This window comes from Nonomuraea typhae, from assembly GCF_009760925.1.
Classification (GTDB): domain Bacteria; phylum Actinomycetota; class Actinomycetes; order Streptosporangiales; family Streptosporangiaceae; genus Nonomuraea; species Nonomuraea typhae.
On the sequence record NZ_VRLV01000002.1, the window covers coordinates 809,521 to 831,940 of the forward strand.

Here is a 22,420-nt window from a genome sequence, read left to right on the forward strand (position 1 = left end):
GCGAATTCTCCGTTCATAACGCAACATGAACGTATGGATCCGCGAGCTCTTCCCCCGCGGCTGGTGATCGACCCGCACCTGCCGGCCCACGTCTCCGCCGAGCTGGCGGCCAGCCCGGACGTGCTGACCATGGCCAGAAGAGGGAAGAGCGTGGAACGCACCTTCAGCCCCGCGCTGCTCGTCGTGCTGCCCGGGTTCCTCCTGCTGATGCTGGTGCTGACCGGCGCGACGGGCATGGTCGTGGCCGGCATCGGCATGACGCTGATCGCGCTGCTCGGGTGGTCCGCCTCCGACCTGTCCAAGCGCACGGTACGGCGGCGCCTGGAACTGGCCCGCGCCCACGCCGACCACTACGTGCTCCCGAGCGACCTGGACTATCCCTGCCAGCGGCTGCTGCGCCGGGCGCAGGACGCGGTGCACACGATCCTCGCCTCGGACGTGCAGCGGGCCGGGATGCTCGACGCGGTCAACAACCGGGTGTCGATGCCGGAGGAGGTGTGGCAGATCGGCAGCCGGCTGGCGAAGCTGTCGCGCATGCACGCCGAGCACGACCGGATCGTGCCCCAGATGCTGCCCTCGGCCCTGGAGGACGCCTTCAAGCCGTACAGCACCGCGCTGGACGCCGCCTGGACCTCGTTGTCCAAGCGGGTGCGCCGCCTGGAGGAGTACGCGATGCAGGTCCTCAAGGCCGACGAGGTCTTCCACGCCCACCAGAGGCTGCAGGCGCTGGCCGACCGGACGCCCGACTACCAGCGCCTGATCGCCGACACCGTCCGCGACGACCTGGCCCGCAGGCACATCAGGGAACTGGCCACCCAGGCCGAGCACGTGCGCAAACTCTTCGAGGAGAGCATCGCCCAGGCCAGGCAGACCGCCGGCGAGCTGCTCAGGACTCCGCTCTCCTGAGCAGTTCCAGGGTCCTGCGCATGCCGGCCTCGTTGCCCAGGCTGCGGTAGAGCGCCCTGGCCTCCTCCAGCGTCCGTACGGCGGGCTCGCGCGCGCCCGCGTCCAGGTGCGCCTCGCCCAGGTACCGCAGGCACTGCGCCATCCGCCAGCGCTCGCCCAGCTCCTCGAAGGCGGCGTAGGCGCGGCGCAACTCCTCCTCGGCCTCACGCGCCCGGCCCATGCGGCCCAGCACCCGACCGGCCGACTGGGCGCTCCTGGCCACGCCCCAGGCGTCGCCGAGCATGGCCAGGATCTCGCCCGACTCGCGCACGTGGTCCAGCTCGACCAGGACGTTGGCCGGGTTGCCCACCTCGCCGGCCGAGCGCAGGCAGCGGGCCACCTCCCACATCTCGCCGCGCTGCTTGAACATCTCCGTGGCCCGATCCAGGCTGAGGCCGGCCCGGGTGAAGTGGTCCTGGGCGGCTCTGGCCTCGCCCTCCCTGCGCAGGCCGCGAGCCTGGGCGGCCAGGGCCTCGCCGTACACCCGGAGCGTCTGCGCCTCGGAGTAGCGGTTGCCCTCGCGCTCGAAGACGGCCAGCGACTCCTCCAGCAGGTCGCGGGCCTCCTCGGGGCGGCGTTCCGCCAGGCGCAGCTCGGCGAGGTTGCGCTGGGTGCGGGCCAGCCACCACACGTCGTCGACGTCCCTGAATCCGGCGATGGCCGACAGCAGGTAGTCCTGGGCGCGGTCGAGGTTGCCGCCGGAGTAGCGGATCATGCCGATCGTGCGCATCGCCCGGGCGGCCCACCAGGACTCGCCGAGCTCGGTGAAGATCTCCAGGGCGGTCTCGGCCTCGGCGGTGCTGCCGCCGGCGGCCACGGCCGCCCGGTCCATGAGGGCGATGCCGTAGGCGCGGCGGTCGCCGGTGCGCAGCGCGGCGTCGCGGCCGATGTCGGCGACGGCCCGCCAGTCGGCCCAGAAGGCGCGCAGGGAGTGGCACAGGGAGCAGAAGGCGCGGGCCAGGCCCCAGGTCAGCTCCCACAGCTCACGGTCGCGGGCGTGGTGGATCATGGCGACCATGCTGAGGCGCTCGGCGTTGAGCCAGTCGGCGGCCTGCGACTGACCGGCGGCACTGGTACGGCGGCCGCCCTTGCTCCAGTCCTGCGGCCAGCGGTCCTGCGCGGCGCTCTCGGCGCGCTGCCGGTAGCCGGTCAGCACCCGCTCCAGCGCGGGCAGCAGGCGCTCCTCGTCCATCTCGGCGGCGAACAGCCGCACCAGGTCGTGCAGGCGGTAGCGCATCTCGCCGGTCTGGCCGGTGCCCGAGCACTCGGCGAGCTGGGCGTCGACCAGCGCCTCGAGCTGGTCGCCGCCGTCGAGCTCGGAGGTGTCGAGCAGCGCCCCGGCCACCCAGCCGGGCACGTCCGGGGCCGACAGCCCGGCCATCAGGCGCAGCAGGCGGCGCTGGATGCCGGTGCAGTCGTCGTAGCTGAGCTGCACCGAGGCGCGCACGCTCTTGTCCACCCGCGGCGCGAGTTCGAGCTGGTCCAGGCGGCGGCGCTCGTCGGCCAGCCGCTTGGCCAGCTCGCGTAAGGACCAGGTGGCGCGGGTGGCCAGCCGGGCGCCGCAGATGCTGATCGCCAGCGGCAGGTGGTCGCAGATGCCCACGATCTTCTTGGCCGACTCCAGATCGTCCACGATCCGGGCGCCGCCGGCCAGCCTCGCCAGCAGTTCCACGCTCTGGGCCTCGCTGAAGACCGGGAGCTGGAAGTCGACCGCGTTCATCAGGTAGAGCGGGTGGCGCGAGGTGACGATCACCGCGCAGCCGGGGTCGGCCGGCAGCAGCGGCTTGACCTGCTCGCCGCTGTCGGCGTTGTCCAGGCCGATGAGGATGCGCCGGTCCTTGGTCCAGGTGAGCCAGAGCTTGCGCAGCTCCTCCATGCCGCCGGGGTCGGTGGTCAGGCGGACGCCGAGGGCTCGCAGGAAGCCGATCAGCACCTCTTCCGGGCCCACGCCGCGCAGGTCGGCGTAGAGCCTGCCGTCGGGGAAGCCGCCGGCCACCTCCTGCCCGAAGCGGGCCATGAGGGCGGACTTGCCGACGCCGCCCCTGCCGTACACGGAGGCGACGAGCGGCGGCTCGCCCGGCTTCCTGCGCCGGGAGAAGGCCGCGCGCAGCTCGGTCAGCGACTCGGCGCGGCCGGTGAAGTGCTCGGGCACCGGCGGCCACTGGTCGGGGGCGCGGGTGCCGGCGTCGGGCGCGGCGCTGAGCCGCCGCCGGCGCGTCCGCCCGGCCGCGCCCTCGGTGGTGGCCCACGTGGTCAGGCCGACCAGGAGCGCGGCGGTCGCGGAGACGCCGATCCGGGCGATGGGCGGGATGTCCCATTCGAGAGAGGCGGCCAGAATGCTCGCCGCCGCGGCCGCGATGCCCGCCGCGACGGGCGCGGCCAGGATTACCCTGCGCCGCCTGGGTTTGGGTTCGGACACGGGTTCGTCAGGAAGCCGGTTCGGACCGGTCAAAGAGCACCCCCTTAGGGGTGATTCAAGCTGATTTCCCGGGTCTCGCGCCAGTGGGCTGATGGGGTACGGCAGGCGCCGCCGTACCCCATCAGTGGATCAGACGCCGCCCACGAGGCAGGTGGCCGTCGCCGTCTTGGACGGGTCGCTCTCGGAGGTGGCGGTGAGCTTGACCCGCGCGATGCGGCTGCCGCCGTCCGCGCGCACCGCGTTGACCGAGACGGTCTCGTTCCGGCCGGCGTCCACCGCGGCCAGGGCGTTGGGCAGCTGGGTACGCCAGCCGCGGCCCTCGACCTGGGCGCTGAGCCGGTAGACGTCGCCGTTGAGGTAGGCGCTGACGTCCTCGGGGTGCCGGCCCGCGGCCGGGGCGCGCCTGCCGGTGTTGAGCAGCGGGAACTTGCAGGTGGAGATGCCCTTGCCGGCCGGGAGGCCGATGCTGGGCAGCACCTTCACGCCGCGCTTCTGCGGCCCGGCGCCGTCGAGGGAGCGGACGGCGACCGTGTAGGACAGGACGCCCTTGCGGTCCCGCTGGACGTCGGTGACGTAGAAGTGCAGGCGGTTGGCCTGGTCGACGAACTCGTACTCGCTGCCGGAGTCGGTGCCGGCGTGGAAGAGCGCGTCGGACAGCTGGCGGTAGTCGCCGACCGTGATCGGGACCTTGGTGCCGTCGGGCAGGACGTAGTCGGTCATGCCGATGTCCTGCGGGTTGGCGTCGATCACCCACTCGAACGGAGCCCGGTCCTCGTTCTTGGTCTTGGCCAGCAGGACGCCGGAGTCGGGGGTGAAGGAGTCGGTGCCCAGGCGGTCGACGACCTCCACGGTGTAGTTCTCGTAGCCGCCGCCGTCGCACAGCGGGTCGCGGGTGACGTCGCAGGCGGGCGCCTTGTCACCGGTGTCGAACTGCAGGTTGATCCCGGCCAGGCCGTTCGTGCCCGGCTGGACGGCCCGCGCGGTGATCCGCGCCGTGACCAGGCCGGAGTCGTCGAGGGCCTCGCGCGACAGGCGCAGGACGTTGGCCTCGTCGACCATCTCCAGCTTGATCTTGTTGCGGAGCATGTGTTGGGCGCCCATGGAGGCGCCGGAGGTGGGCGGGATCAGCCAGCGGCTGTGCGGTCCGCCGGGGCCGTTGAAGCTGCCGCGGCTGAGCATCTCCCAGATGCCGGTGTAGGCCCGTCTGGCCGGCACGCCGTACGGGTTGTTGTAGTTGTCGGCGATGCCCAGGATGTGGCTGAGCTCGTGGGCGTAGACGGCCATGCCGGAGCTTTCGGCCTGCACGGAGTCGACGCCGAAGCGGGCGTTGGGCCAGAAGTTGGAGCCGGCCTGCCAGGAGGTCCATTCGACGTAGCGGGTCCTGACCCAGTTGGGCAGGGCGGGGTCGGGCGGGCCCCACTCGTCCGGCACGTCCTCCTTCAGGGGGAACTTCATCATGCCGAACTCCTGCCAGGTGGACGACTCGTCCTGGCCGGCGCTCAGGTAGAAGATGAAGTCGAACTTGGCGGCCTCCTCGGGACCGATGTCGCCGATCCACAGGGCGTTGCCCTCGGTGCGCAGGTTCTTGTTGCACGAGTCGCCGGCGGGGCAGCCGGTGCCGGCCTGGAACTCCATGGCGTACTCGTGGTCCTTGCCGGTCATCGCGTAGGGGCCGAAGCCGGTGAGCTCGACGCCGTAGCGTCCGCCGGAGTCCTCCATCCAGTACTCGTGGATGGTGTGCCCCCTGTTGAGGGCGTTCGGGGTGTTGAGGAAGTCCTGGTAGAACTTGGCGACCTCGGTGCGCGGGATGTCGTGGGCCTCGGCGCTGGGGTTGCGGTAGATCGTCGAGCCCTTGGGCTGGGTGACGACGAACGGCTGGTTCGGGTAGTCCAGCAGGACCAGCGCGCCCTTGAAGGTGCGCTTGGAGCCCTTGACGTTCGGGTCGTTCCAGTTGGTGCCGGGAGGCTTCTTGTAGTCGGCCCACGTCATGTGGTCGGGGTTTTCCCAGTTCTGCGGGTCGATCGGGCGGAGCGGGCCGTCGGCTGGCCGCGATCGCAGCGCCTGCGCGTCCGCGGGCTCGTCGCGCTGCCACGGCTGGGTCTGCGGCCAGTGGTCCTGCCGCCAGGGGTGTTCTGGGTCAGCTGAGGGGTCTGCTGAAGCGGGGGTGGCTGTCCAGGCCAGCGGGATCAGCACGACCCCGGCTAACAGGCCCTTAAGCAGCTTCTTCGGGATTCTCACGTTTTGGACGCTATAGACCTTATTGACGGAGATCACCGATCAGTTGTAGGGAAGAGCCCTAGCATTTCATCCGACAAATGTCGGAAAGTCCAGGTGGCTGGTGGCTGATCTTCAACGCATCGTGGACGACCTCGCCGCCCGCCTCGACCGGCCCCTCCTTCTGGAGGACCGGCTGCAGCGGGTGGTCGCCTACACCGAGCAGAGCGGCGCGATGGACGACATCCGCCGCGACTCCATCCTGCGCCGCCACACCACCCCCGAGGTGCGCTCCTGGTTACGCGCCGCCGGCATCCTCGACGCCGCCGGCCCGCTGCGCACCCCGGGCGCGCCCTGCCTCGGCCTGCTCCCCCGCGTCTGCGTCCCGGTACGGCACGGCAGCGCCCTGCTGGGTTTCGTCTGGTTCATCGACGCCGAGCCGGAGATGACCGAGGAGGAGGTCGCCCTGGCCGCGGCCGCGGTCCCGATGCTGGCCCTGGCGCTCTACCACGAGAGCCTGGCCAGCGAGCTCGCCTCCCACCGGGAGCTGGAGGCCGTCACCGGGGTGCTGCTCGGCCAGCGTGACGCCGCCCGGCAGCTCATCGAGGCCGGCGCCTTCCCCCAGGGCCAGCCGGTCACCGTGCTCGTGGCCAGGCCGGCCGCCGCCGAACCCGGCGAGCAACTGCGGATGGCGCTGGAGCAGGGGCTGCTGGCGTTGCGCCGCCGGTTGTCCGTGCACCATCCGCTGCATCTGGTCCGGTACGACCACGGCGTGCTGCTCGTCGCCGGCCCCGCGATCCCGGCCGAGGAGGTGCACGCGGCGCTGGCCGTACCCGTGGTGGTGGGGATCGGGCGGACCCGGCCCGAGCTGGCCGAGGCGGCGGGGTCCTACACCGAGGCGCTGCACGCGGCCGAGGCGGCGGCCCGGGTGCCCGGTCTCGGGCCGTCGGCCGAGTGGGCGCGGCTGGGGGTCTACCGGCTGCTGACCCGGCTGCCCGACCACGAGTTGCATCCCGGGCTCGAGCACCTCCTGGCCGATCCGCAACACCTGCCCCTGCTGGAGACGCTGGAGACGTATCTCGATCTCGCCGGGAGCGCGGTGGCCACCGCCAAGGCGCTGCGCCTGCACCGGACCTCGCTGTACTACCGGTTACAGCGGGTGGAGGAGCTGGCCCAGACCGATCTCAAGGATGGCGGGGAGCGCCTGGCACTCCATCTTGGCCTGAAATTGGCTCGGCTTTCTGGCAGATATCGCCCCCGTGTCTGATTGCATGGGCTACGTGGGCTGCCGTTTAATGCCAAAAGGGAAGATTTCGACGGGAGAGTTGATGCCACCTGCAGCGCGAGCCGGACGAGTCCTTCGAAGCCGCACGCCTGCGCCACCGGTGATAGTGCATTCCGCACCGATAGTTTTGCCGATATGTGAAGAACCGATCCGCGAGGGGGCCGTCGCCGTCCGTGGCGATCGGGTGCTCCGGGCCGGCTCGCGCGCCACCGTCCTGTCGGCCTTCCCGCACGCCGCCGAGACCCGCTGGCCTGGGATGATCACCCCCGGCCTGGTCGACGCCTGCTTCCCCGCCTCCCCTCCCGCGCCCGGCGTCACCGCCGCCGCCACCGTCGTGGCCGAGCCCGGCTGTTCCGTGGCGCTGGGCGGTGTCACCTATATCGCGGTCCGATCGGAATCAGAGGAGGAATGGGAGGATATTGGAAGAGATGCTCTGATTACTGCGATTCGCGAGGTTGATGTCCCTGGCGCGGTGGGGATCGCGGCGCACACCGGTGATCTCGTCGTCCTCGAAGATCTCGCCGTCCTGGCCCGGACCTTCGGGCTGCGCATTCTCGTCGACCTCGAGCGCCATTCCGTCACCACCCTCGACGAGGCCGGGGCACTCGGCCCGCACTGTCACGTCGCCTGCGCCTGCGGCCTCACTCCCGGCGAGCGCAAGCTGCTGCGCCTGCGCAAGAGCGTCGTCGCCATCTGCCCGGCGCTGCGGCCCGAGGACGCCCTGGCCCTCCTGGACGAGGGCAACCCGATCGCACTCGGCAGCCGTGGCGGCGGGAGCCTGCTGGGCCAGGCCGCGAAGCTGCGCGAGCACGCGCGCGGCCGCGGGGCGCGGGCCACGGGCCTGGATCGCCGCCTCGTCGACGCGGCCACGCTGGGCGGGGCCCGGGCGCTGGGCATGGACACCGGAGCGGGACGGCTCGGCGCCCTCGCCCCCGGGGCGCGGGCCGACCTCGCCGTCTTCGACGCCCGCGGGCGTTACCCCTACGCCGCGCTGCTGGCCGGGCCGCCGTGCCTGGGCACGGTCGCCGGCGGCGCCCCGCCCGTTCCGCCCGTCAGCGCGTCAGGGCTCGTCGACCAGAGCGAGCAGCTCGCGTAGCGCCTCCCGCCGCTCCGGCGGCAGGGGGGCGAACAACTCCGCGGCCACCTCGGCCCGCACCTTCTTCACCTGCCCGAAGGCGGCGTGGCCCGCGTCGGTCAGCACGAGCAGCGTCGAACGCCGGTTGGCCGGATCCACCTCCCGCCTGACCAGCCCCGATTCCTCCAGCGCGTCCACCACCGGCGTCACCGAGCGCGGCGCGATGCGCAGGGCCTCGGCCAGGCGCACCATGCGCAGCGGCTCGCCCGCCTCCATGAGCACCTTCAGCGCCCTGGCCTGGCCCGGGCTCAGCCCGAGCGGCTCCAGGCGGGCCCGGTAGCCGCGCCGGAAGCGGTGGCTGATCCGGTGCACGAGTTCCAGCAGTTCGGCGGCGTCCTCCACGGGCCTGAGCTTATCTCACTGTTGATGGAAATAATTATGAGGTAACCTCCGTTTGAGCGAACATCTGAAAGGAGCCTCGTGACAGAGGAACCCCGAGCGCCCATGCGGCGCATCATCCGGCTCTTCCGCCCCTACCACGGCCGCCTGGGCGTGGTCCTCGGCCTCATCGCCCTGTCCTCGCTGGTCGGCCTGGCCTCGCCGTTCCTCCTGCGCGAGGTCCTGGACGCGGCCATCCCCCAGCGCGACCTCTCCCTGCTGTCCCTGCTCGTCCTCGGCATGCTGGCCGTCGCCGTGGCCACGAGCGTCTTCGACGTCCTGCAGACGCTGATCTCCACGACCGTCGGCCAGCGCGTCATGCACGACCTGCGCACCCGGGTCTACGCCCACCTGCAGCGCATGTCCCTGGCCTTCTTCACCCGCACGCGCACCGGCGAGGTGCAGTCACGCCTGGCCAACGACATCGGCGGCATGCAGTCGGTGGTGACCAGCACCGCGACCTCGATCGTCTCCAACCTCACCACCGTGGTGGCCAGCGTCGTCGCGATGCTCGTCCTGGACTGGCGGCTGACCCTCGCCTCCCTGACGCTGCTGCCCGTCTTCGTGTGGATCAGCCGGAAGGTCGGCGACGAGCGCAAGCGCATCACCGCCCAGCGGCAGCGCAAGCTGGCCGTCATGTCGTCGATGGTGCAGGAGTCGCTGTCGGTCAGCGGCATCCTGCTCGGCCGCACGATGGGCCAGTCCCCCGAGCTCACCCGCCGCTTCACCGAAGCCTCCGGCGAACTGGCCGACCTCGGCGTGCAGTCGAGCATGGCCGGACGCTGGCGCCAGTCCACGATCCAGATCGTCATGGCCGCGATGCCGGCGCTGATCTACTGGGTCTCCGGGATGACCTCCGTGGTCTCCATCGGCACCGTCGTGGCCTTCACCACCCTGCAGGCCGGCCTGTTCCGGCCGACCGTCTCGCTGCTGCGCACGGGCGTGGAGGTGCAGAGCTCGCTGGCGCTGTTCGGGCGCATCTTCGAGTACCTCGACCTGCCCGTGGACATCACCCCCGGCCCCCGCGCGCTGGAGCGCCCCCGCGGCGACGTGCGCTTCGAGAACGTCACCTTCTCGTACGGCGAGGCGCCCACCTTGACCGGGGTCGATCTGACCGTCCCCGCGGGCACCAGCCTGGCCGTGGTGGGCGAGACCGGATCGGGCAAGACGACGCTCAGTTACCTGCTCCCCCGCCTGTACGACGTGGACGGCGGCCGGGTCACCATCGACGGCGTGGACGTGCGCGAGCTCACCTTCGAGGCGCTGGCCGAGACCGTAGGCGTGGTCTCCCAGGAGACCTACCTCTTCCACACCTCGATCGCGGAGAACCTGCGGTTCGCCAAGCCGGACGCCACCGAGGAGGAACTCGTGGCGGCCGCCCGCGCGGCGCGGATCCACGACCACATCGCCGCCCTGCCCGACGGCTACGACACCGTGGTGGGCGAGCGCGGGTACCGTTTCTCCGGCGGCGAGAAGCAGCGCCTGGCCATCGCCCGCACCCTGCTGCGCAACCCGCCGGTCCTCATCCTGGACGAGGCCACCAGCGCGCTGGACACCCAGACCGAGCACGCCGTCCAGGAGGCATTGGACGACCTGGCGGCCGGCCGTACCACGATCACCATCGCGCACCGCCTCTCGACGGTCCGCGACGCCGGCCAGATCGCCGTGCTCGACGGCGGCCGGGTGGTGGAGCTGGGCACGCACGAGGACCTTCTGGCGCTGGGCGGCGCGTACGCGGCGCTGGTGTCGCGCGACAGCGACGTCGTTCTGGCCTGAAAAGTACTGAGATAAGATCGTCTTCCGGACATTTCAGCGCCCGTGCATCGGGGGTGCTTTGAGACGCAAAATCAGCGCGGTGTTGGTGCTGGCTGCGGTCTGGGGCTACCTCTACCTGATCAGCCGTCCCGTCGGATATGCCGGGCAGGTCCTTGAGTGGGTGCACTGCCTGGGCGGCCCGCAGTGCGCGACCGTGAAGGTGCCGCTGGACCACGACGCGCCCGGCAGCCCCACCCTCGAGATCGCGCTGGCCCGCCTGTCCGCCACCGATCCGGCCCGCCGGATCGGCACGCTGGTGGTCAACTACGGCGGTCCCGGCATCTCGAGCGTCGCCGCCCTGGCCGAGGGGCCCGGGCTCTTCACCGAGTTGCGCGAGCGCTACGACATCGTCGCCTTCGACCCTCGGGGCGCCGGGTCCAGCACGGCTCTGGTCTGCCGTGAGCCCGGCGAGACGGCTCCCGTGTTCGCCGCCGACCAGACGCCCGAGACCCCGCAGGAACAGGCCCGGTTCGTCGCCGCGCAGCGCGAGCAGTTCACCCAGTGCGAGCGGCGCTTCGGCTGGCTGATGCCCCACCTGACCACCCGGGCCGCCGCCAACGACCTCGACATCATCCGATCCGCCCTCGGCGAGGAGCGCCTGACCTACCTCGGCTGGTCCTACGGCGGGCAACTGGGCGCCGACTACAGCCGGGTCCACCCCGGCCGGGTCGGGCGCATGGTGCTCGACTCCCCCGCCGCCGGCGCCATCGGCGCCTACCACCTCGACTCGCTCCTCAGCGGCATCCAGGCGATGCAGGACGCCTTCGACGCCTTCACCCGGGACTGCGTGCAGCGCCGCCGCGGCTGCCCGCTCGGCAAGGTCTTCCTGGACCCGGCCGTCGAACTGGACAACATCATCGACGACCTCGACTTCCGGCCGCTGCGGGTGAAGGGCGGGCAGCTCGACGACAGCCGGGCCATCATCGGGATCGTCGGCCACCTCTACGACACCGGCTCCTGGCCGGACCTGCGCGAGGCGGTGCGGGCGCTGATGCGCGGCGACGGCCAGCCGCTCTACGACGCGGCGGTGGCCATGCAGGCGCCCGGCGAGATCGACGCCCGTCTGGCCGTCAACTGCGCCGACACCCCGGCCCGGATCGACCCGCAGCGCATCGTGAAGGACGGCGCCGCGATCCACGATGCCTCGGACCTGTTCGGCAGCTGGATCGCCTGGGACTCGGCCGGCTGTCAAGGCTGGCCCGCCAACCCGGGCCCCGATCCCTGGGTGCCGCCGGCCACCCCGCCGATCCTGCTCGTCGGCACCACGGAGGACCCCATCACCTCGTACGGCGACGCCCAGTTCCTCAACGAGAACCTGGCCAACGCCACCCTCCTGAAGGTGGAGGGCAAGGACCACACGGCCTACGGCAACAACGACTGCGCGAAACGGGCGATCGACAGCTACCTGTTCGACGGGACCATGCCGGCCCGGCCCTGCTGACCTCGACCGGGCGTACCCTCTATGGGTGCAGAACACCAGATATGCCCGCTCCGGCATGGTGTGCAGCGTGGACCACCTCGCCTCCTCGGCCGGGATCACCATGCTCGACCGGGGCGGCTCCGCGGCCGACGCCGCCATCGCCACCAACGCCGTGCTCACCGTCACCGCGCCGCACATGTGCGGCCTGGGCGGCGACCTGTTCGCCCTCGTCCACGACGGCCGGGTCGCCACGTTGAACGCCTCCGGGCGGGCCGGGTCCGGCGCCGACGCCGCGCGGCTGCGCGCAGAAGGGCACACCCGGATGCCGCACCTGCACGACATCAGGTCCGTCCCGGTGCCCGGCTGCGTGGACGGCTGGACGGCCCTGCACGGCAGGTACGGCAGGCTGCCGCTGGCCGACGTGCTCGCCCCGGCGATCCGGCTGGCCGAGGGCGGTTTCCCCGCCTCCCCGCTCATGCTGGCCGGGGCCAGGGCCGCGGCCCAGCGGCCGGGCGGCGGCGACTTCGCATCCGCCGGCGCCGCGGGCGACCTGGTCACCCGGCCGGGCGTGGCCCGCACGCTGAAGGCGATCGCCGCATCCGGGCGCGACGGCTTCTACCTCGGCGAGTTCGGGCAAGGACTGCTCGAGACGGGCGCCGGCGAATACCTCGAAGCCGACCTGGCCCGGGTCAACGCCGACTGGGTGGAGCCGCTGCGCGTGCGCGCCTTCGGCCACGACGTCTGGTCCGCGCCGCCCAACTCCCAGGGCTACCTGCTCCTGCTCGCGCTCGGCATCGCCGACGGCCTGGACCTGCCGGTGGAGCCCGGCCGCTCGGCGTGGGCGCACCTGCTCACCGAGGCCGCCCGGGTCGCCGGGCACGACCGCCTCGCCGTACTGCACGAGGACGCCAAGGACCTGCTCGGCGAGCACGAGATCGCGCGGCGGCGGGCGCTGGTGAACCCGTCCGCGCGCGTCAGGCTCGCCGCCCCCGCCGCCGACGGCGACACCACCTATCTGTGCGCCGTGGACGAGCAGGGCATGGGCGTCTCGCTCATCCAGTCGAACGCGTCGGGATTCGGCAGCATGGTCTTCGAGCCGCGCACCGGGATCAACCTCCACAACCGCGGCATCGGCTTCTCGCTGACGCCGGGGCATCCGGCCGAGTACGCGCCCGGCCGCAGGCCACCGCACACGCTCACGCCCGCCCTCATCACCCGCCCCGACGGCTCGCTGCGCTCGGTCGTCGGCACCATGGGCGGCGACGCGCAACCGCAGATCCTGCTGCAGGTCGTCACCCGGCTGCTGCGGTACGGCCAGGCGCCCGGCGAGGCCGTCTCCGCGCCCCGCTGGAAGCTCGGCGGCACCACCGGCTTCGACACCTGGGACGCGCCCGACGAGAGCGTCGTGGAGGTCGAGGAGGGCACCCACTGGCCCGACGGGCTGGAGGCGCTGGGCCACCCGGTCGCCCGCCGGCCGTACGGCACCGGGTTCGGCCACGCGCACCTCATCGACGTACGGCCGGACGGCACGCTGGCCGGGGCGGCCGACCCGCGCTCCCTGATCGGCGCCGCGATAGGTCGTTGACCTGCGCCGCTCCCGGGTAGGGAAGCGCGTATGAAAGATGGATACAGCGACGAGCAGGAGATCGAGGTCCAGGAGTGGACCGACGACCTCGGCCTGAACCACGAGATCCGCGAGGACGACCCGGCACGCGGCGACACGCTCGGCGAGCGGCTGCGGCGGGAGCTGCCCGACGGCCCGGAGCGCGACCCGCGCGCCGGGCACCGGCTCACCGCGCCCGACGAAGGGCTCGGGCCCGACGAGGACGACGAGGAAGTGGGCGAGGACTGGGGTGACGAGGCGGGCGCGGACCTCTCTGCCGAGGAACGCGCCATCCACATCGAACCCGACCGCTGAACCGTCGAACCCGACCGCTGAACCGTCGAACCCGGCCACTGAACCGTCGAACCCGGCAGCCGAGCCATCGCGCCGGCCGCCGAGCTATGCGGCCGTCGAGCCATCGAGCCGGCCGGTGAGCCTCAGAGGCCGGGCAGGGCGGGCAGCAGGGCGTGCAGGTCGTCGATCACCAGGTCGGCCTGATCGGCGGCCGCGGGGTCCGCGGCGTGCAGGAAGCCCCACGGGCCGCGCCGGAGCAGGGCGGTGCGCATGCCGGCCGCGCGGGCGGGCCGGATGTCGTTGTCCAGGCGGTCGCCGACGTACAGGATCTCGGCCGGCTCGCGCCCGGCCACCGAGGCCGCCTTGGCGAAGAAGGACGGCGCCGGCTTGGCCACCCCCCAGCCGTCGGAGGTGTGGATGGAGTCCGCGGGCAGGTCCATGGCCACCAGCGCGTCATACGCCTCGACCGGCTGGTTCCCGGCGATCACCACCTGGTACCCCGCCGCCCGCAGGGCGCTCAGCGCCGGGCGCACATCGGGGTAAAGGTCATCGGCGTCGAAGTGGTTGCGCAGCCCGGCAGGGTCGTCGCGCTTCCACGCGGCGGCCTCCGCGTCCACGTCGAGGCCGGGCCGGAGGATCGCGAACACGTCACGGTGGGAGCGCTCGAGCGCGGCCACGCCCCCGAGCACGCCCATGAACGTCAGCCGCGGCACGCCCAGCCGGTCGGCCCAGCGGCTCCAGATGCGGGTCTCATCGATGAGCGTCTCTCCGACGTCGAACACCAGCGCCTTGATCATCTGCCTCTTCCCTCACGTGTGAACCACGCCAAGGGTATGGCGTCAGTCCCGCGCCGCCCGCCAGCGTTCGATGACCCGTTCGACGTCGAAGGGGAAGAGATCGACGGGCGGACCGGACACCCCGCGCCTGATCGCCGCGTTGATCTTCTCGTTCACGCCCTCGATGAGCTGCCGGACCTCTCCCTCGGACCCGGCGTTCAGCGCCAGCTCCAGCACCTCGTCGGCTTCCTTGCGCAGCGCCAGGACCGGCGGCAGCGGCATGGTCAGGCCCTCTTCCGCCAGCTTGTTCTTGAGCCACCAGTTGTCGTCGTGGGGACGGCCCGCGCCCGGCAGCGGCTTGCCCGCACCCGGCAGGTCATCGAACTCGCCGCGCTCCTGGGCCTCTCGGATCTGCCGGTCGATGAAGGATTCGAACGGCATGCCCGCTGGTTTGCGATCCGTCATGATTCCATGCTACGCAGGCGTGCCGCCGCCCCCGTGATCAGGCAGACGACGGCCGGGAGCGGGAAGAGCATCAGGTAGAGGTTGGGGATCCACCAGGCCGGGGAGAAGTCGCCGCGCAACGTCCAGAAGGCGATGGCCATGAGCCCCGAGGCCATGGTCAGCACCAGCGACACCAGCATGAGCGGCGGCCCGCCCGGCCCGCCCTTCCGGAGCAGCCACAGGCTGGTCAGCCCGGTCGCGCTGGCCAGCAGGTCGATCCACAGGAACGACCAGTTCCAGGCGGCCATGAGCGGGTTGCCGTAGTCGGCGAACGCCCACTCGGGCGGGATCAGGCCGAGGCCCGTCACGCCGAAGTAGACGATGAAGCCGACGTCGGTGGCGAGCATCAATGCCTTAGTCGTGCGCAGCACGCTCGATCAACTCCAGGAGGTAGCGGCGGGTGTCCTCGTGCAGTCCCGGCTCCGGCTCACCGAGCCCCAGCAGCCGCGCCGCCCACCATCCGTCCACGGCCAGCCGTACGGCTGTCGCCACGGCCGGATCGATGCCGTCGCCGGCCAGCCGGGCCTGCCAGGCGGCATAACGCTGCCGCAGCGGCTCCAGCCCGGCCGGATCGACGAGCACCCCCGCCAGCAGCGCCACGGTGACCCGGTCGGCGGGCGCCTCGGGCCCGGTGTGCCGCTCGGGGATGGTGGCGTCGATGTAGGCGCGCAGGTAGTCACCCGGCCGCTCCCCGGCCTCGGCCAGCGCGGCGTCGAAGGCGCCGGTCAGCCGCTCGACCATGCCGGCCACCAGGGCCTGCTTCGTGGGGAAGTGGTAGAACAGGCCGCCCTTCGACACGCCGGCCCGCCTGGCCACGGCTTCCAGCGTGAGCGCCTCGGCCCCGTCGGTGAGCAGGACGTCGGCGGCGGCGTCCAGCAGGCGTTCGCGGGAGCTCGGTCTTGGCATGGCTCGAAACTGTACCGGTCGGCCGGTAAAGTTTCAAGGTTTGCCTATGAGACGTAGCGACGTGATGCAATACTTAGCGTGCCCGCTCGAATACGAAGGGACAGGTTCATGGTCATCACCGAGCATCGGCCGCGCGTGAAGCCCTACACCGCTCCCGCAGACCAACTACCGACGACGGTGCGGGAACTGTTCGATGCCCTACCCCCCCTCCCCGGTCTCCGGGTCGAGGTCATCGAAGGGACGCTTCGCGTGAGCCCCATGGGAAAGCCCAAGCATCAGGCGATCGCCTGGCGGCTGAGCCGTCTGTTCATACCCGTAATCGACAGAGAGGACTGGGAGTGCTACGGAGGCGTCAACATCTGCATCGATGGGCCTCGAGATACTCTCGTACCCGATTTCGCACTCGCGCCAAAGGATTGCCCTTTGTGGGGTGATTCGGAATTGCGCTCCACCGGCGTGATCCTGGCTGCGGAAGTGGTCTCTCCCGGTAGCGCACACGATGACCGAGTCATCAAGCCAGATCTCTACGCGGCCGGCGGCGTGCCCATCTACCTCCTGATCGACCCGTTGGAGGGGTCTGTAAGCGTCCATTACGAGATCGTCGACGAGCTGTACAACAAGAAGGCCCTTCAGCCCCTCGGTTGCACGCTGCCTCTACCCGCGCCGATCGACTTCGATCTGGACACCAGTACCTTGCTCATGGACTGAGCTTTTCCAGGGCCCTCGTGATCCGCTTCTCCGACACCGGCGTGGGCGTCCCGAGGGTCTGGGCGAAGAAGCTGACCCGCAACTCCTCGATCATCCACCGGATCTCCCGCACCTCCGCATCCCCCCGCCGCGCAGGGGGCAGCCGGTCCAGGGCGTCGTAGTAGTCGTCCTCCACCTTGTGCACCCGGCCCATCCACTCCTCGTCCCGCCACGGCTCCTCGGGCAGCTTGGTCAGCCGCCGCTCGATCGCCCGGATGTAGCGGGAAACGTCGGGTAGCCGCTTCACTCCCGTCGCCGTGACGAAACCGGCGAACACCAGCCTGTCCAACTGCTCGCGGACGTCGTCCGTCGAAGCGCTCTGCCGTAGCGCGGCCAGTTGCGTGCCCACCGTGTGCCACGCGCTCAGGATCTGCTCCACCTTGCCCAGGACGTCCCGCGCCGTGTCGTACAGCTCGGCCCGCACGTGCTGGTAGAGGCGGTCGAAGGCGACGGGCTCCCAGGCGGGGCCGCCCACGTCGGTCATCAGCTTGTCCACGGCGGCGTTGACCACGTCGTCGAACAACGCCACCGCGCCGCCGTGCGGGCTGCGTGACAGGGCCAGCTTGGCCTGGTTGGACAGGCCGCCGAGCAGCGACCTGGCCGGGTTGGTGACGTTGAGCAGCAGCAGGCGGCGGGTGCCGGTCCACATGGAGCGGCGCTGCTCGGCCTGCGTCTCGAAGATCTTGACGCCGACGCTCGTGCCTTCATCCACCAAGGCCGGGTAGCCCTTCATGCGGCCCTGCTCGAACACCTTGGGCAGGGCGCCGAAGCTCCACGTGTGCAGGCCGGTGCGCTCGACGTCGTCGCCGGCCGCCGAGAGCGTCTTGCGCAGGCGCGGGGCGAGCTGCTTCTTCAGCGCGTCGATGTCCTTGCCCTCGGCGATCGTGCGCTTGCGCTCGTCGATCACCCGGTAGGTGATGCGCAGGTGGTCGGGGACCTGGTCGAGCTGCCAGGCGTCGCGCGGGACGCGGATCCCGGTCAGCCGCAGCAGCTCCCGCTCGACCGCCTCCAGCAGCGGCTCACCGGTCGGCTTGACGCCGGCCAGCACCTGCTTGGCGTAGTTGGGCGCGGGCACGAAGTTGCGGCGGACGTTCTTGGGCAACGCCCGGATCAGCGCGGTGATCAGCTCTTCGCGCAGGCCGGGGATCTGCCAGTCGAAGCCGTCGCCGTTGACCTGGTTGAGCACCTGCAGCGGCACGTGGACGGTGACGCCGTCGGCGTCCGCGCCGGGCTCGAACTGGTAGGTCAGCTTCATCCGCTGGCCGAGCTGCCGCCAGGTGTCGGGGTAGTCGCGGGCGCTGACGTCGGCGCCCTCGTTGACCAGCATCTCCGGTGTGAACGTCAGGACGGTCTTGTCCTCGACCTTCTTCCACCAGGAGTCGAAGTGCCGGGCGGAGACCACGTCGGCGGGCACCCGCTGGTCGTAGAAGTCGAACAACGCCTCGTCGTCGACCATGATGTCGCGCCTGCGGGCCCGCGCCTCCAGTTCCTCGACCTCGCCGAGCAGCTTGCGGTTCTCCTTGAGGAAGGCGTGGTGGCTGTCCCAGTCGCCCTCGACCAGGGCGTGCCGGATGAACAGCTCCCGCGACAGCTCCGGATCGATGCGCCCGTAGTTCACCTTGCGCCCGACCACGAGCGGCACGCCGTACAGCGTGACCTTCTCCAGCGCGATCACCGCGCCCTGGTTCTTCTCCCAGTGCGGCTCGGAGTAGGTGCGTTTGACCAGGTGCTGGGCGAGCGGCTCCACCCAGTCGGGCTCGATCTTGGCGTTGACCCTGGCCCACAGCCGAGAGGTCTCGACGAGCTCGGCGGACATGAGCCACTGCGGCTGCTTCCTGGCCAGCGCGGAGCCGGGGAAGATCGCGAAGCGGGCGTTGCGCGCCCCGACGTACTCCTGGATGGGCCGCCGGCCGTCCTGCCCGCGCTGCTTCTCCACGACGTCCTTGACGCCGATGTGGGAGAGCAGGCCGACGAGGAGCGAGCCGTGGATCTGGTACGGCGAGGCCGGGGTGCTGTTCGGCTGGACGCCGAGGGTCTGCCGGATCTGGCTGTAGATGTCCTGCCACTCGCGCACGCGCAGGTAGTTGAGGAACTCGGCCTTGCACAGGCGGCGGAAGGCGCTGGAGGACAGTTCCTTCTGCTTGTCCTTGAGGTAGTTCCAGAGGTTGAGGTAGGTCAGGAAGTCGGATTCGGGGTCGGCGAAGCGGCGGTGCTTCTCGTCGGCCTGCTGCTGCTTGTCGGCCGGGCGCTCGCGCGGGTCCTGGATGGACAGGGCGGCGGCGATGACCATGACCTCGCGCAGGCAGCCGTTCTTGTCGGCCTCCAGCACCATGCGGGCCAGGCGCGGGTCGACCGGCAGCCCGGCGAGCTTGCGGCCGACGCCGGTGAGCGTGCCGTGGGCGTCGAAGGCGCCGAGCTCGACCAGCAGGTTGACGCCGTCGCGCACCTGGCGTTTGTCCGGCGGCTCGACGAACGGGAATGCCTCGATGTCGCCGAGGCCGATCGAGGTCATCTGCAGGATGACGCTGGCGAGGTTGGTGCGCAGGATCTCGGGGTCGGTGAACTCCGGCCGGTTGAGGAAGTCCTCCTCCTCGTACAGGCGGATGCAGATGCCGTCGGAGGTCCGGCCGGAGCGTCCCTTGCGCTGGTTGGCGCTGGCCTGGGAGATGGCCTCGATGGGCAGGCGCTGGACCTTGGTGCGGTGGCTGTAGCGGGAGATGCGGGCGAAGCCGGGGTCCACGACGTACTTGATGCCGGGCACGGTCAGCGAGGTCTCGGCCACGTTGGTGGCCAGCACGATGCGGCGGCCGGTGTGGCGCTGGAAGACGCGGTGCTGCTCGGCGGCGCTGAGGCGGGCGTAGAGCGGGAGCACTTCGGTGTTGCGGAAGTCGGCCTTGCCCAGGGCGTCGGCGGCGTCGCGGATCTCGCGCTCGCCGCTGAGGAAGACGAGGATGTCGCCGGGCCCTTCCAGGACGAGTTCCCTGCACGCCTCGACGATGCCCTGCGTCTGGTCGTCCTCGTCGTTGAGCGGCCGGTAGCGGACCTCGACCGGGTAGGTGCGGCCGGAGACCTCGACGATCGGGGCGTCGCCGAAGTGGCGGGAGAAGCGCTCGGGGTCGATCGTGGCGCTGGTGATGATGATCTTGAGGTCGGGGCGGCGGGGCAGCAGCTGTTTGAGGTAGCCGAGGATGAAGTCGATGTTGAGGCTGCGCTCGTGGGCCTCGTCGATGATCAGCGTGTCGTACTGCTCCAGCAGCCGGTCGTTCTGCAGCTCGGCCAGCAGGATGCCGTCGGTCATGAGCTTGACCAGGGTCCGGTCACTGGCCTGGTCGGTGAAGCGGACCTTGTAGCCGACGGTCTGCCCCAGCTCGGTGCCGAGTTCTTCGGCGATGCGCTCGGCGACGGTCCTGGCGGCGATCCGGCGGGGCTGGGTGTGCCCGATGACGCCGCGCACGCCGCGCCCGAGCTCGAGGCAGATCTTGGGGATCTGGGTGGTCTTGCCGGAGCCGGTCTCGCCCGCGATGATCACGACCTGGTGGTCGCGGATGGCCTCGAGGATGTCGTCCCTGCGCTGGGAGACGGGCAGCTCTTCCGGATAGGTCACCGCGGGTACGGCTTCGCGGCGCCGGACCAGGCGCTGCTCGGCGCGTTCGACGTCGGCGAGGATCTCCGCGGTGATCTTGTCACGCGCCTCGCGGGAGCGTACCCGGCGCACGCCGTCGAGCCTGCGCCGAAGGCGCCGCTGGTCGCGCGGCATGAGTTCGGGCAGGCGGCTCTGGAGCTCGGACAGTGGAGAGGACAACGACGAGGTTCCCATACTGCTTTCAGGATATTTGAGCCCCGCGTGCCGGGTGCCAACCGCCCATCGTGCCCGAGCGCGGCGGGCCGCGCATCCCAATATCGCCCCACGTGTGGTCCGTGGCCGGCCGCGGTGTGTCAGCACTCTCCCCAGAGTTCACCACGGTCGGCCACGGACACTAGTGAGACTCCTGAGACGGCCGATGGGTTGCATGCCTCCCGGGAGATTTTTGATCACGACCGGCCTGTGGGACGCCGGTGCCGGGGCAGCGCCCGGTCCGGCCTCGCGAGTGGTACGGCCGGCGAGTCCTGAGACCAGTGTGGCAGGTGTGCTTCAGCGGGATTGGCGTTATATGAAAAGAATCTTGCCCATTTCGTTTAAATCGTGAGAAGTCAAGAAATAGCCCTATACTCAACGCCCTCCACGTAGTCTTCGTTAGAACGAGGGCGACAGCCATGCGCGAATACCCGGAAGAACGTCGCGAACGAGGCTGGCCTCCCGGAACATTCATGGCCAAGCTTCCCCCCGCGGACCGGCGCGAGTTTCTTGATCTAGGACGGCACCGGATGCATCCGGCCGACACGACGCTCATCCGCCAGGGCGACCCGGCAGGCGACGTCTATTTACTCATCGACGCGCTCGTGAAGGTGACGGCGACCGTCGAGAACGGCGCGCAGACGCTGCTCGCCATCCGCCTGTCCGGCGACCTGGTCGGGGAGATGGCGGTCCTCGACAACACCGCCCGCTTCGCGACGGTCACGACCTGCCGCAGGTCGTTGATCAGTCACATCCCCGGGCCGGTGTTCCTGGCGCACCTCGACGCCAGGCCCGCGACCGCGCTGACGCTCAACCGGATGTTCAGCTCCCGGCTGCGCTACGCCAACCAGCGGCGGCTCGACATCGGCGGCTATCCGGTGGCGGTGCGCCTGGGCAGGGTGCTGCTGGAGCTGGCCGAGCTCCACGGCACCAGGACGGGCGAGTGCGCCAGCGTGGGCGTGACGCTGACGCAGGCGGAGTACGCGGCGCTCATCGGCGCCGCACCCGATTCGGTCAACCGCGCGATGCGCCAGCTGGCGGGGCTGGGGTATCTCGATTCGCGGTCCCGGCCCGTCAAGATCACTAAATACACAGAGCTAGCCACATTCTCCGATATTTCAACATAAATCGCGCAAAAACTACGCACTCCCGGCGAATCGCATCACCCTGTCTTGAACGCTCAATGAACGTTCAATGAACACGTGTGCGATCGGGCCCCACCATGCCCAAGCACCGTCGAACAACATTCTGAAATACCGCTCTACCGGATCTCCCGAAATATCGCCCGAAACCCGGATTTTGACGGAATCCAATTGGCACACCCCTGGCAGGGTGTGCCCACAGCCCACTTACGGAGGTAGCGAATGCCTGATCTCGGCATGCCCAAACACCGGCCGATGATGACGGTCGACCTGGAGGCGTACAGCCTGCGCACCAACTCCCAGCAGGCCACCGCCCAGGAGAACCTCAGCAGCGTCCTGGCCATCGCCGCCGCGGCCGCGGGCCTGGCCCGCGAAGGCTGGCTGATCCAGCAGACCGGCGACGGCGAGTTCTCGGTCCTGCCCGGCGGCACCCCGGTCGGGACGCTGGCCGAAACGTTCATCCCGGAGCTCTGCCTGGCCCTGGCCGCCCACAACCACCGGCCCAAGCCCTCCCCCTGGACCCGCCTGCGGCTGCGCCTGGCCCTGCACGAGGGCCCGATCCGCACCGACGGCGCCATGGGAGTCCCGGGCGGGCACGCGGTCCAGGTCAACCGCCTGGCGGACGCGCAGGCCGTACGCGACGCCCTGCGGCTCTGCCCGGGCGCCGACCTGGCCGTGATCGTCTCCGACCGGGTGTTCAACGACTACCTCAGCGACGGCTACGGCTCGCTGAGCCCGGCGGAGTTCCGGCAGGTGCACGTGCGCGCCAAGTCCGACACCTACACCGCCTACCTCTACGTCGCCGGCTGCGACCTGCACGAGCTCGCCGACCTGGACGCCTACGCCCCCGGACCGCCCGCCGCCGAGGAACCCCGCCCGCTGCCCGCCGGCCCCGGCACGCTCGTGTACGGCTCGGCCCACAAGATCACCGACTCCGTGGTCAACGAGACCCACGAGGGTGACATCAACGTCGGGGACATCAGCCTGGGCGGGAAGCACTGA

At 70.7% G+C, this 22,420-nt stretch carries 18 protein-coding genes; 10 read left to right on the forward strand and 8 right to left on the reverse strand.

The genetic code is table 11. The features are described 5' to 3' along the window. The first annotated feature begins 33 nt into the window (after positions 1-33). Entirely contained in the window at positions 34-906 is an 873-nt protein-coding gene (locus FVE25_RS10245) for a hypothetical protein (RefSeq protein WP_157246167.1), read from the forward strand. On the opposite strand, the gene FVE25_RS53770 is transcribed toward FVE25_RS10245, so the two are convergent. Together FVE25_RS53770 and FVE25_RS10255 are read right to left on the reverse strand one after the other, a co-directional pair. Further along, positions 887-3,364, reverse strand: a complete 2,478-nt coding sequence (locus FVE25_RS53770; RefSeq protein ID WP_181019520.1) for a tetratricopeptide repeat protein — start codon at positions 3,362-3,364, stop codon at positions 887-889. The genes FVE25_RS10245 and FVE25_RS53770 overlap by 20 nt on opposite strands. 129 nt (positions 3,365-3,493) lie before the next feature. Beyond that, on the reverse strand, positions 3,494-5,602 hold the full coding sequence (locus FVE25_RS10255) for a M6 family metalloprotease domain-containing protein (RefSeq protein WP_246266883.1): 2,109 nt from the start codon (positions 5,600-5,602) through the stop codon (positions 3,494-3,496). Between the two features lie 100 nt (positions 5,603-5,702). Here FVE25_RS10255 and FVE25_RS10260 point away from each other — a divergent pair, with 100 nt between their 5' ends. Together FVE25_RS10260 and FVE25_RS10265 are read left to right on the forward strand one after the other, a co-directional pair. Beyond that, a complete protein-coding gene (locus FVE25_RS10260) occupies positions 5,703-6,845 on the forward strand; it encodes a PucR family transcriptional regulator (protein WP_157246168.1) in 1,143 nt (380 codons plus the stop codon). 202 nt (positions 6,846-7,047) lie between these two features. Next, entirely contained in the window at positions 7,048-7,959 is a 912-nt protein-coding gene (locus FVE25_RS10265; RefSeq protein WP_157246169.1) for an amidohydrolase family protein, read from the forward strand. Here the strand turns inward: FVE25_RS10265 and FVE25_RS10270 are convergent. After that, positions 7,924-8,340 (reverse strand): MarR family winged helix-turn-helix transcriptional regulator, encoded by a 417-nt coding sequence (locus FVE25_RS10270; protein WP_157246170.1) that lies wholly within the window; start codon positions 8,338-8,340, stop codon positions 7,924-7,926. The two genes, FVE25_RS10265 and FVE25_RS10270, sit on opposite strands and share 36 nt — an antisense overlap. A 78-nt stretch (positions 8,341-8,418) precedes the next feature. On the opposite strand from FVE25_RS10270, the gene FVE25_RS10275 reads away from it, so the two are divergent. From FVE25_RS10275 to FVE25_RS10290, 4 genes are all read left to right on the forward strand, one after another. Continuing rightward, positions 8,419-10,152 (forward strand): ABC transporter ATP-binding protein, encoded by a 1,734-nt coding sequence (locus tag FVE25_RS10275; protein ID WP_281367837.1) that lies wholly within the window; start codon positions 8,419-8,421, stop codon positions 10,150-10,152. A gap of 79 nt (positions 10,153-10,231) precedes the next feature. After that, entirely contained in the window at positions 10,232-11,632 is a 1,401-nt protein-coding gene (locus FVE25_RS10280; RefSeq protein ID WP_157246171.1) for an alpha/beta hydrolase, read from the forward strand. A 25-nt stretch (positions 11,633-11,657) separates the two neighbouring features. Then, the gene (locus FVE25_RS10285) at positions 11,658-13,196 is read left to right on the forward strand and encodes a gamma-glutamyltransferase family protein (protein ID WP_157246172.1); all 1,539 of its coding nucleotides are present in this window, start codon (positions 11,658-11,660) and stop codon (positions 13,194-13,196) included. A 30-nt stretch (positions 13,197-13,226) separates the two neighbouring features. Further along, positions 13,227-13,529, forward strand: coding sequence for a DUF5709 domain-containing protein (locus FVE25_RS10290; protein WP_157246173.1), 303 nt, complete (start codon positions 13,227-13,229; stop codon positions 13,527-13,529). A 122-nt stretch (positions 13,530-13,651) separates the two neighbouring features. On the opposite strand, the gene FVE25_RS10295 is transcribed toward FVE25_RS10290, so the two are convergent. Genes FVE25_RS10295 through FVE25_RS10310 form a run of 4 tightly spaced genes read right to left on the reverse strand, consistent with a single transcriptional unit; the run spans position 13,652 to position 15,694 of the window. Continuing rightward, a complete protein-coding gene (locus FVE25_RS10295) occupies positions 13,652-14,305 on the reverse strand; it encodes an HAD family hydrolase (RefSeq protein ID WP_157246174.1) in 654 nt (217 codons plus the stop codon). A gap of 42 nt (positions 14,306-14,347) precedes the next feature. Continuing rightward, positions 14,348-14,749, reverse strand: coding sequence for a DnaJ family domain-containing protein (locus FVE25_RS10300; RefSeq protein WP_157246175.1), 402 nt, complete (start codon positions 14,747-14,749; stop codon positions 14,348-14,350). Beyond that, the gene (locus FVE25_RS10305; RefSeq protein ID WP_219825413.1) at positions 14,746-15,159 is read right to left on the reverse strand and encodes a DUF5360 family protein; all 414 of its coding nucleotides are present in this window, start codon (positions 15,157-15,159) and stop codon (positions 14,746-14,748) included. The genes FVE25_RS10300 and FVE25_RS10305 overlap by 4 nt, the downstream gene beginning before the upstream one ends. Further along, complete coding sequence (locus FVE25_RS10310) at positions 15,143-15,694, reverse strand: TetR/AcrR family transcriptional regulator (RefSeq protein WP_157246176.1); 552 nt, start codon at positions 15,692-15,694, stop codon at positions 15,143-15,145. The genes FVE25_RS10305 and FVE25_RS10310 overlap by 17 nt, the downstream gene beginning before the upstream one ends. A 108-nt stretch (positions 15,695-15,802) precedes the next feature. Between FVE25_RS10310 and FVE25_RS10315 the strand changes: the two genes are divergently transcribed. Beyond that, the gene (locus FVE25_RS10315; RefSeq protein WP_157246177.1) at positions 15,803-16,402 is read left to right on the forward strand and encodes a Uma2 family endonuclease; all 600 of its coding nucleotides are present in this window, start codon (positions 15,803-15,805) and stop codon (positions 16,400-16,402) included. Here the strand turns inward: FVE25_RS10315 and hrpA are convergent. Continuing rightward, positions 16,392-20,258 (reverse strand): ATP-dependent RNA helicase HrpA, encoded by a 3,867-nt coding sequence (hrpA, locus tag FVE25_RS10320; protein WP_157246178.1) that lies wholly within the window; start codon positions 20,256-20,258, stop codon positions 16,392-16,394. The genes FVE25_RS10315 and hrpA overlap by 11 nt on opposite strands. 491 nt (positions 20,259-20,749) lie before the next feature. Between hrpA and FVE25_RS10325 the strand changes: the two genes are divergently transcribed. Further along, positions 20,750-21,403 (forward strand): Crp/Fnr family transcriptional regulator, encoded by a 654-nt coding sequence (locus FVE25_RS10325; protein WP_181019521.1) that lies wholly within the window; start codon positions 20,750-20,752, stop codon positions 21,401-21,403. A 237-nt stretch (positions 21,404-21,640) separates the two neighbouring features. Beyond that, a complete protein-coding gene (locus FVE25_RS10330; protein ID WP_157246180.1) occupies positions 21,641-22,420 on the forward strand; it encodes a hypothetical protein in 780 nt (259 codons plus the stop codon).

Coding starts and splice junctions, on each gene's coding strand:
- FVE25_RS10330 (WP_157246180.1), top strand. CDS start 21,641: ATGCCTGATCTCGGCATGCCCAAACACCGGCCGATGATGACGGTCGAC.
- FVE25_RS10300 (WP_157246175.1), bottom strand. CDS start 14,749: ATGACGGATCGCAAACCAGCGGGCATGCCGTTCGAATCCTTCATCGAC.
- FVE25_RS10245 (WP_157246167.1), top strand. CDS start 34: ATGGATCCGCGAGCTCTTCCCCCGCGGCTGGTGATCGACCCGCACCTG.
- FVE25_RS10325 (WP_181019521.1), top strand. CDS start 20,750: ATGGCCAAGCTTCCCCCCGCGGACCGGCGCGAGTTTCTTGATCTAGGA.
- FVE25_RS10315 (WP_157246177.1), top strand. CDS start 15,803: ATGGTCATCACCGAGCATCGGCCGCGCGTGAAGCCCTACACCGCTCCC.
- hrpA (WP_157246178.1), bottom strand. CDS start 20,258: ATGGGAACCTCGTCGTTGTCCTCTCCACTGTCCGAGCTCCAGAGCCGC.
- FVE25_RS10290 (WP_157246173.1), top strand. CDS start 13,227: ATGAAAGATGGATACAGCGACGAGCAGGAGATCGAGGTCCAGGAGTGG.
- FVE25_RS10295 (WP_157246174.1), bottom strand. CDS start 14,305: ATGATCAAGGCGCTGGTGTTCGACGTCGGAGAGACGCTCATCGATGAG.
- FVE25_RS10310 (WP_157246176.1), bottom strand. CDS start 15,694: ATGCCAAGACCGAGCTCCCGCGAACGCCTGCTGGACGCCGCCGCCGAC.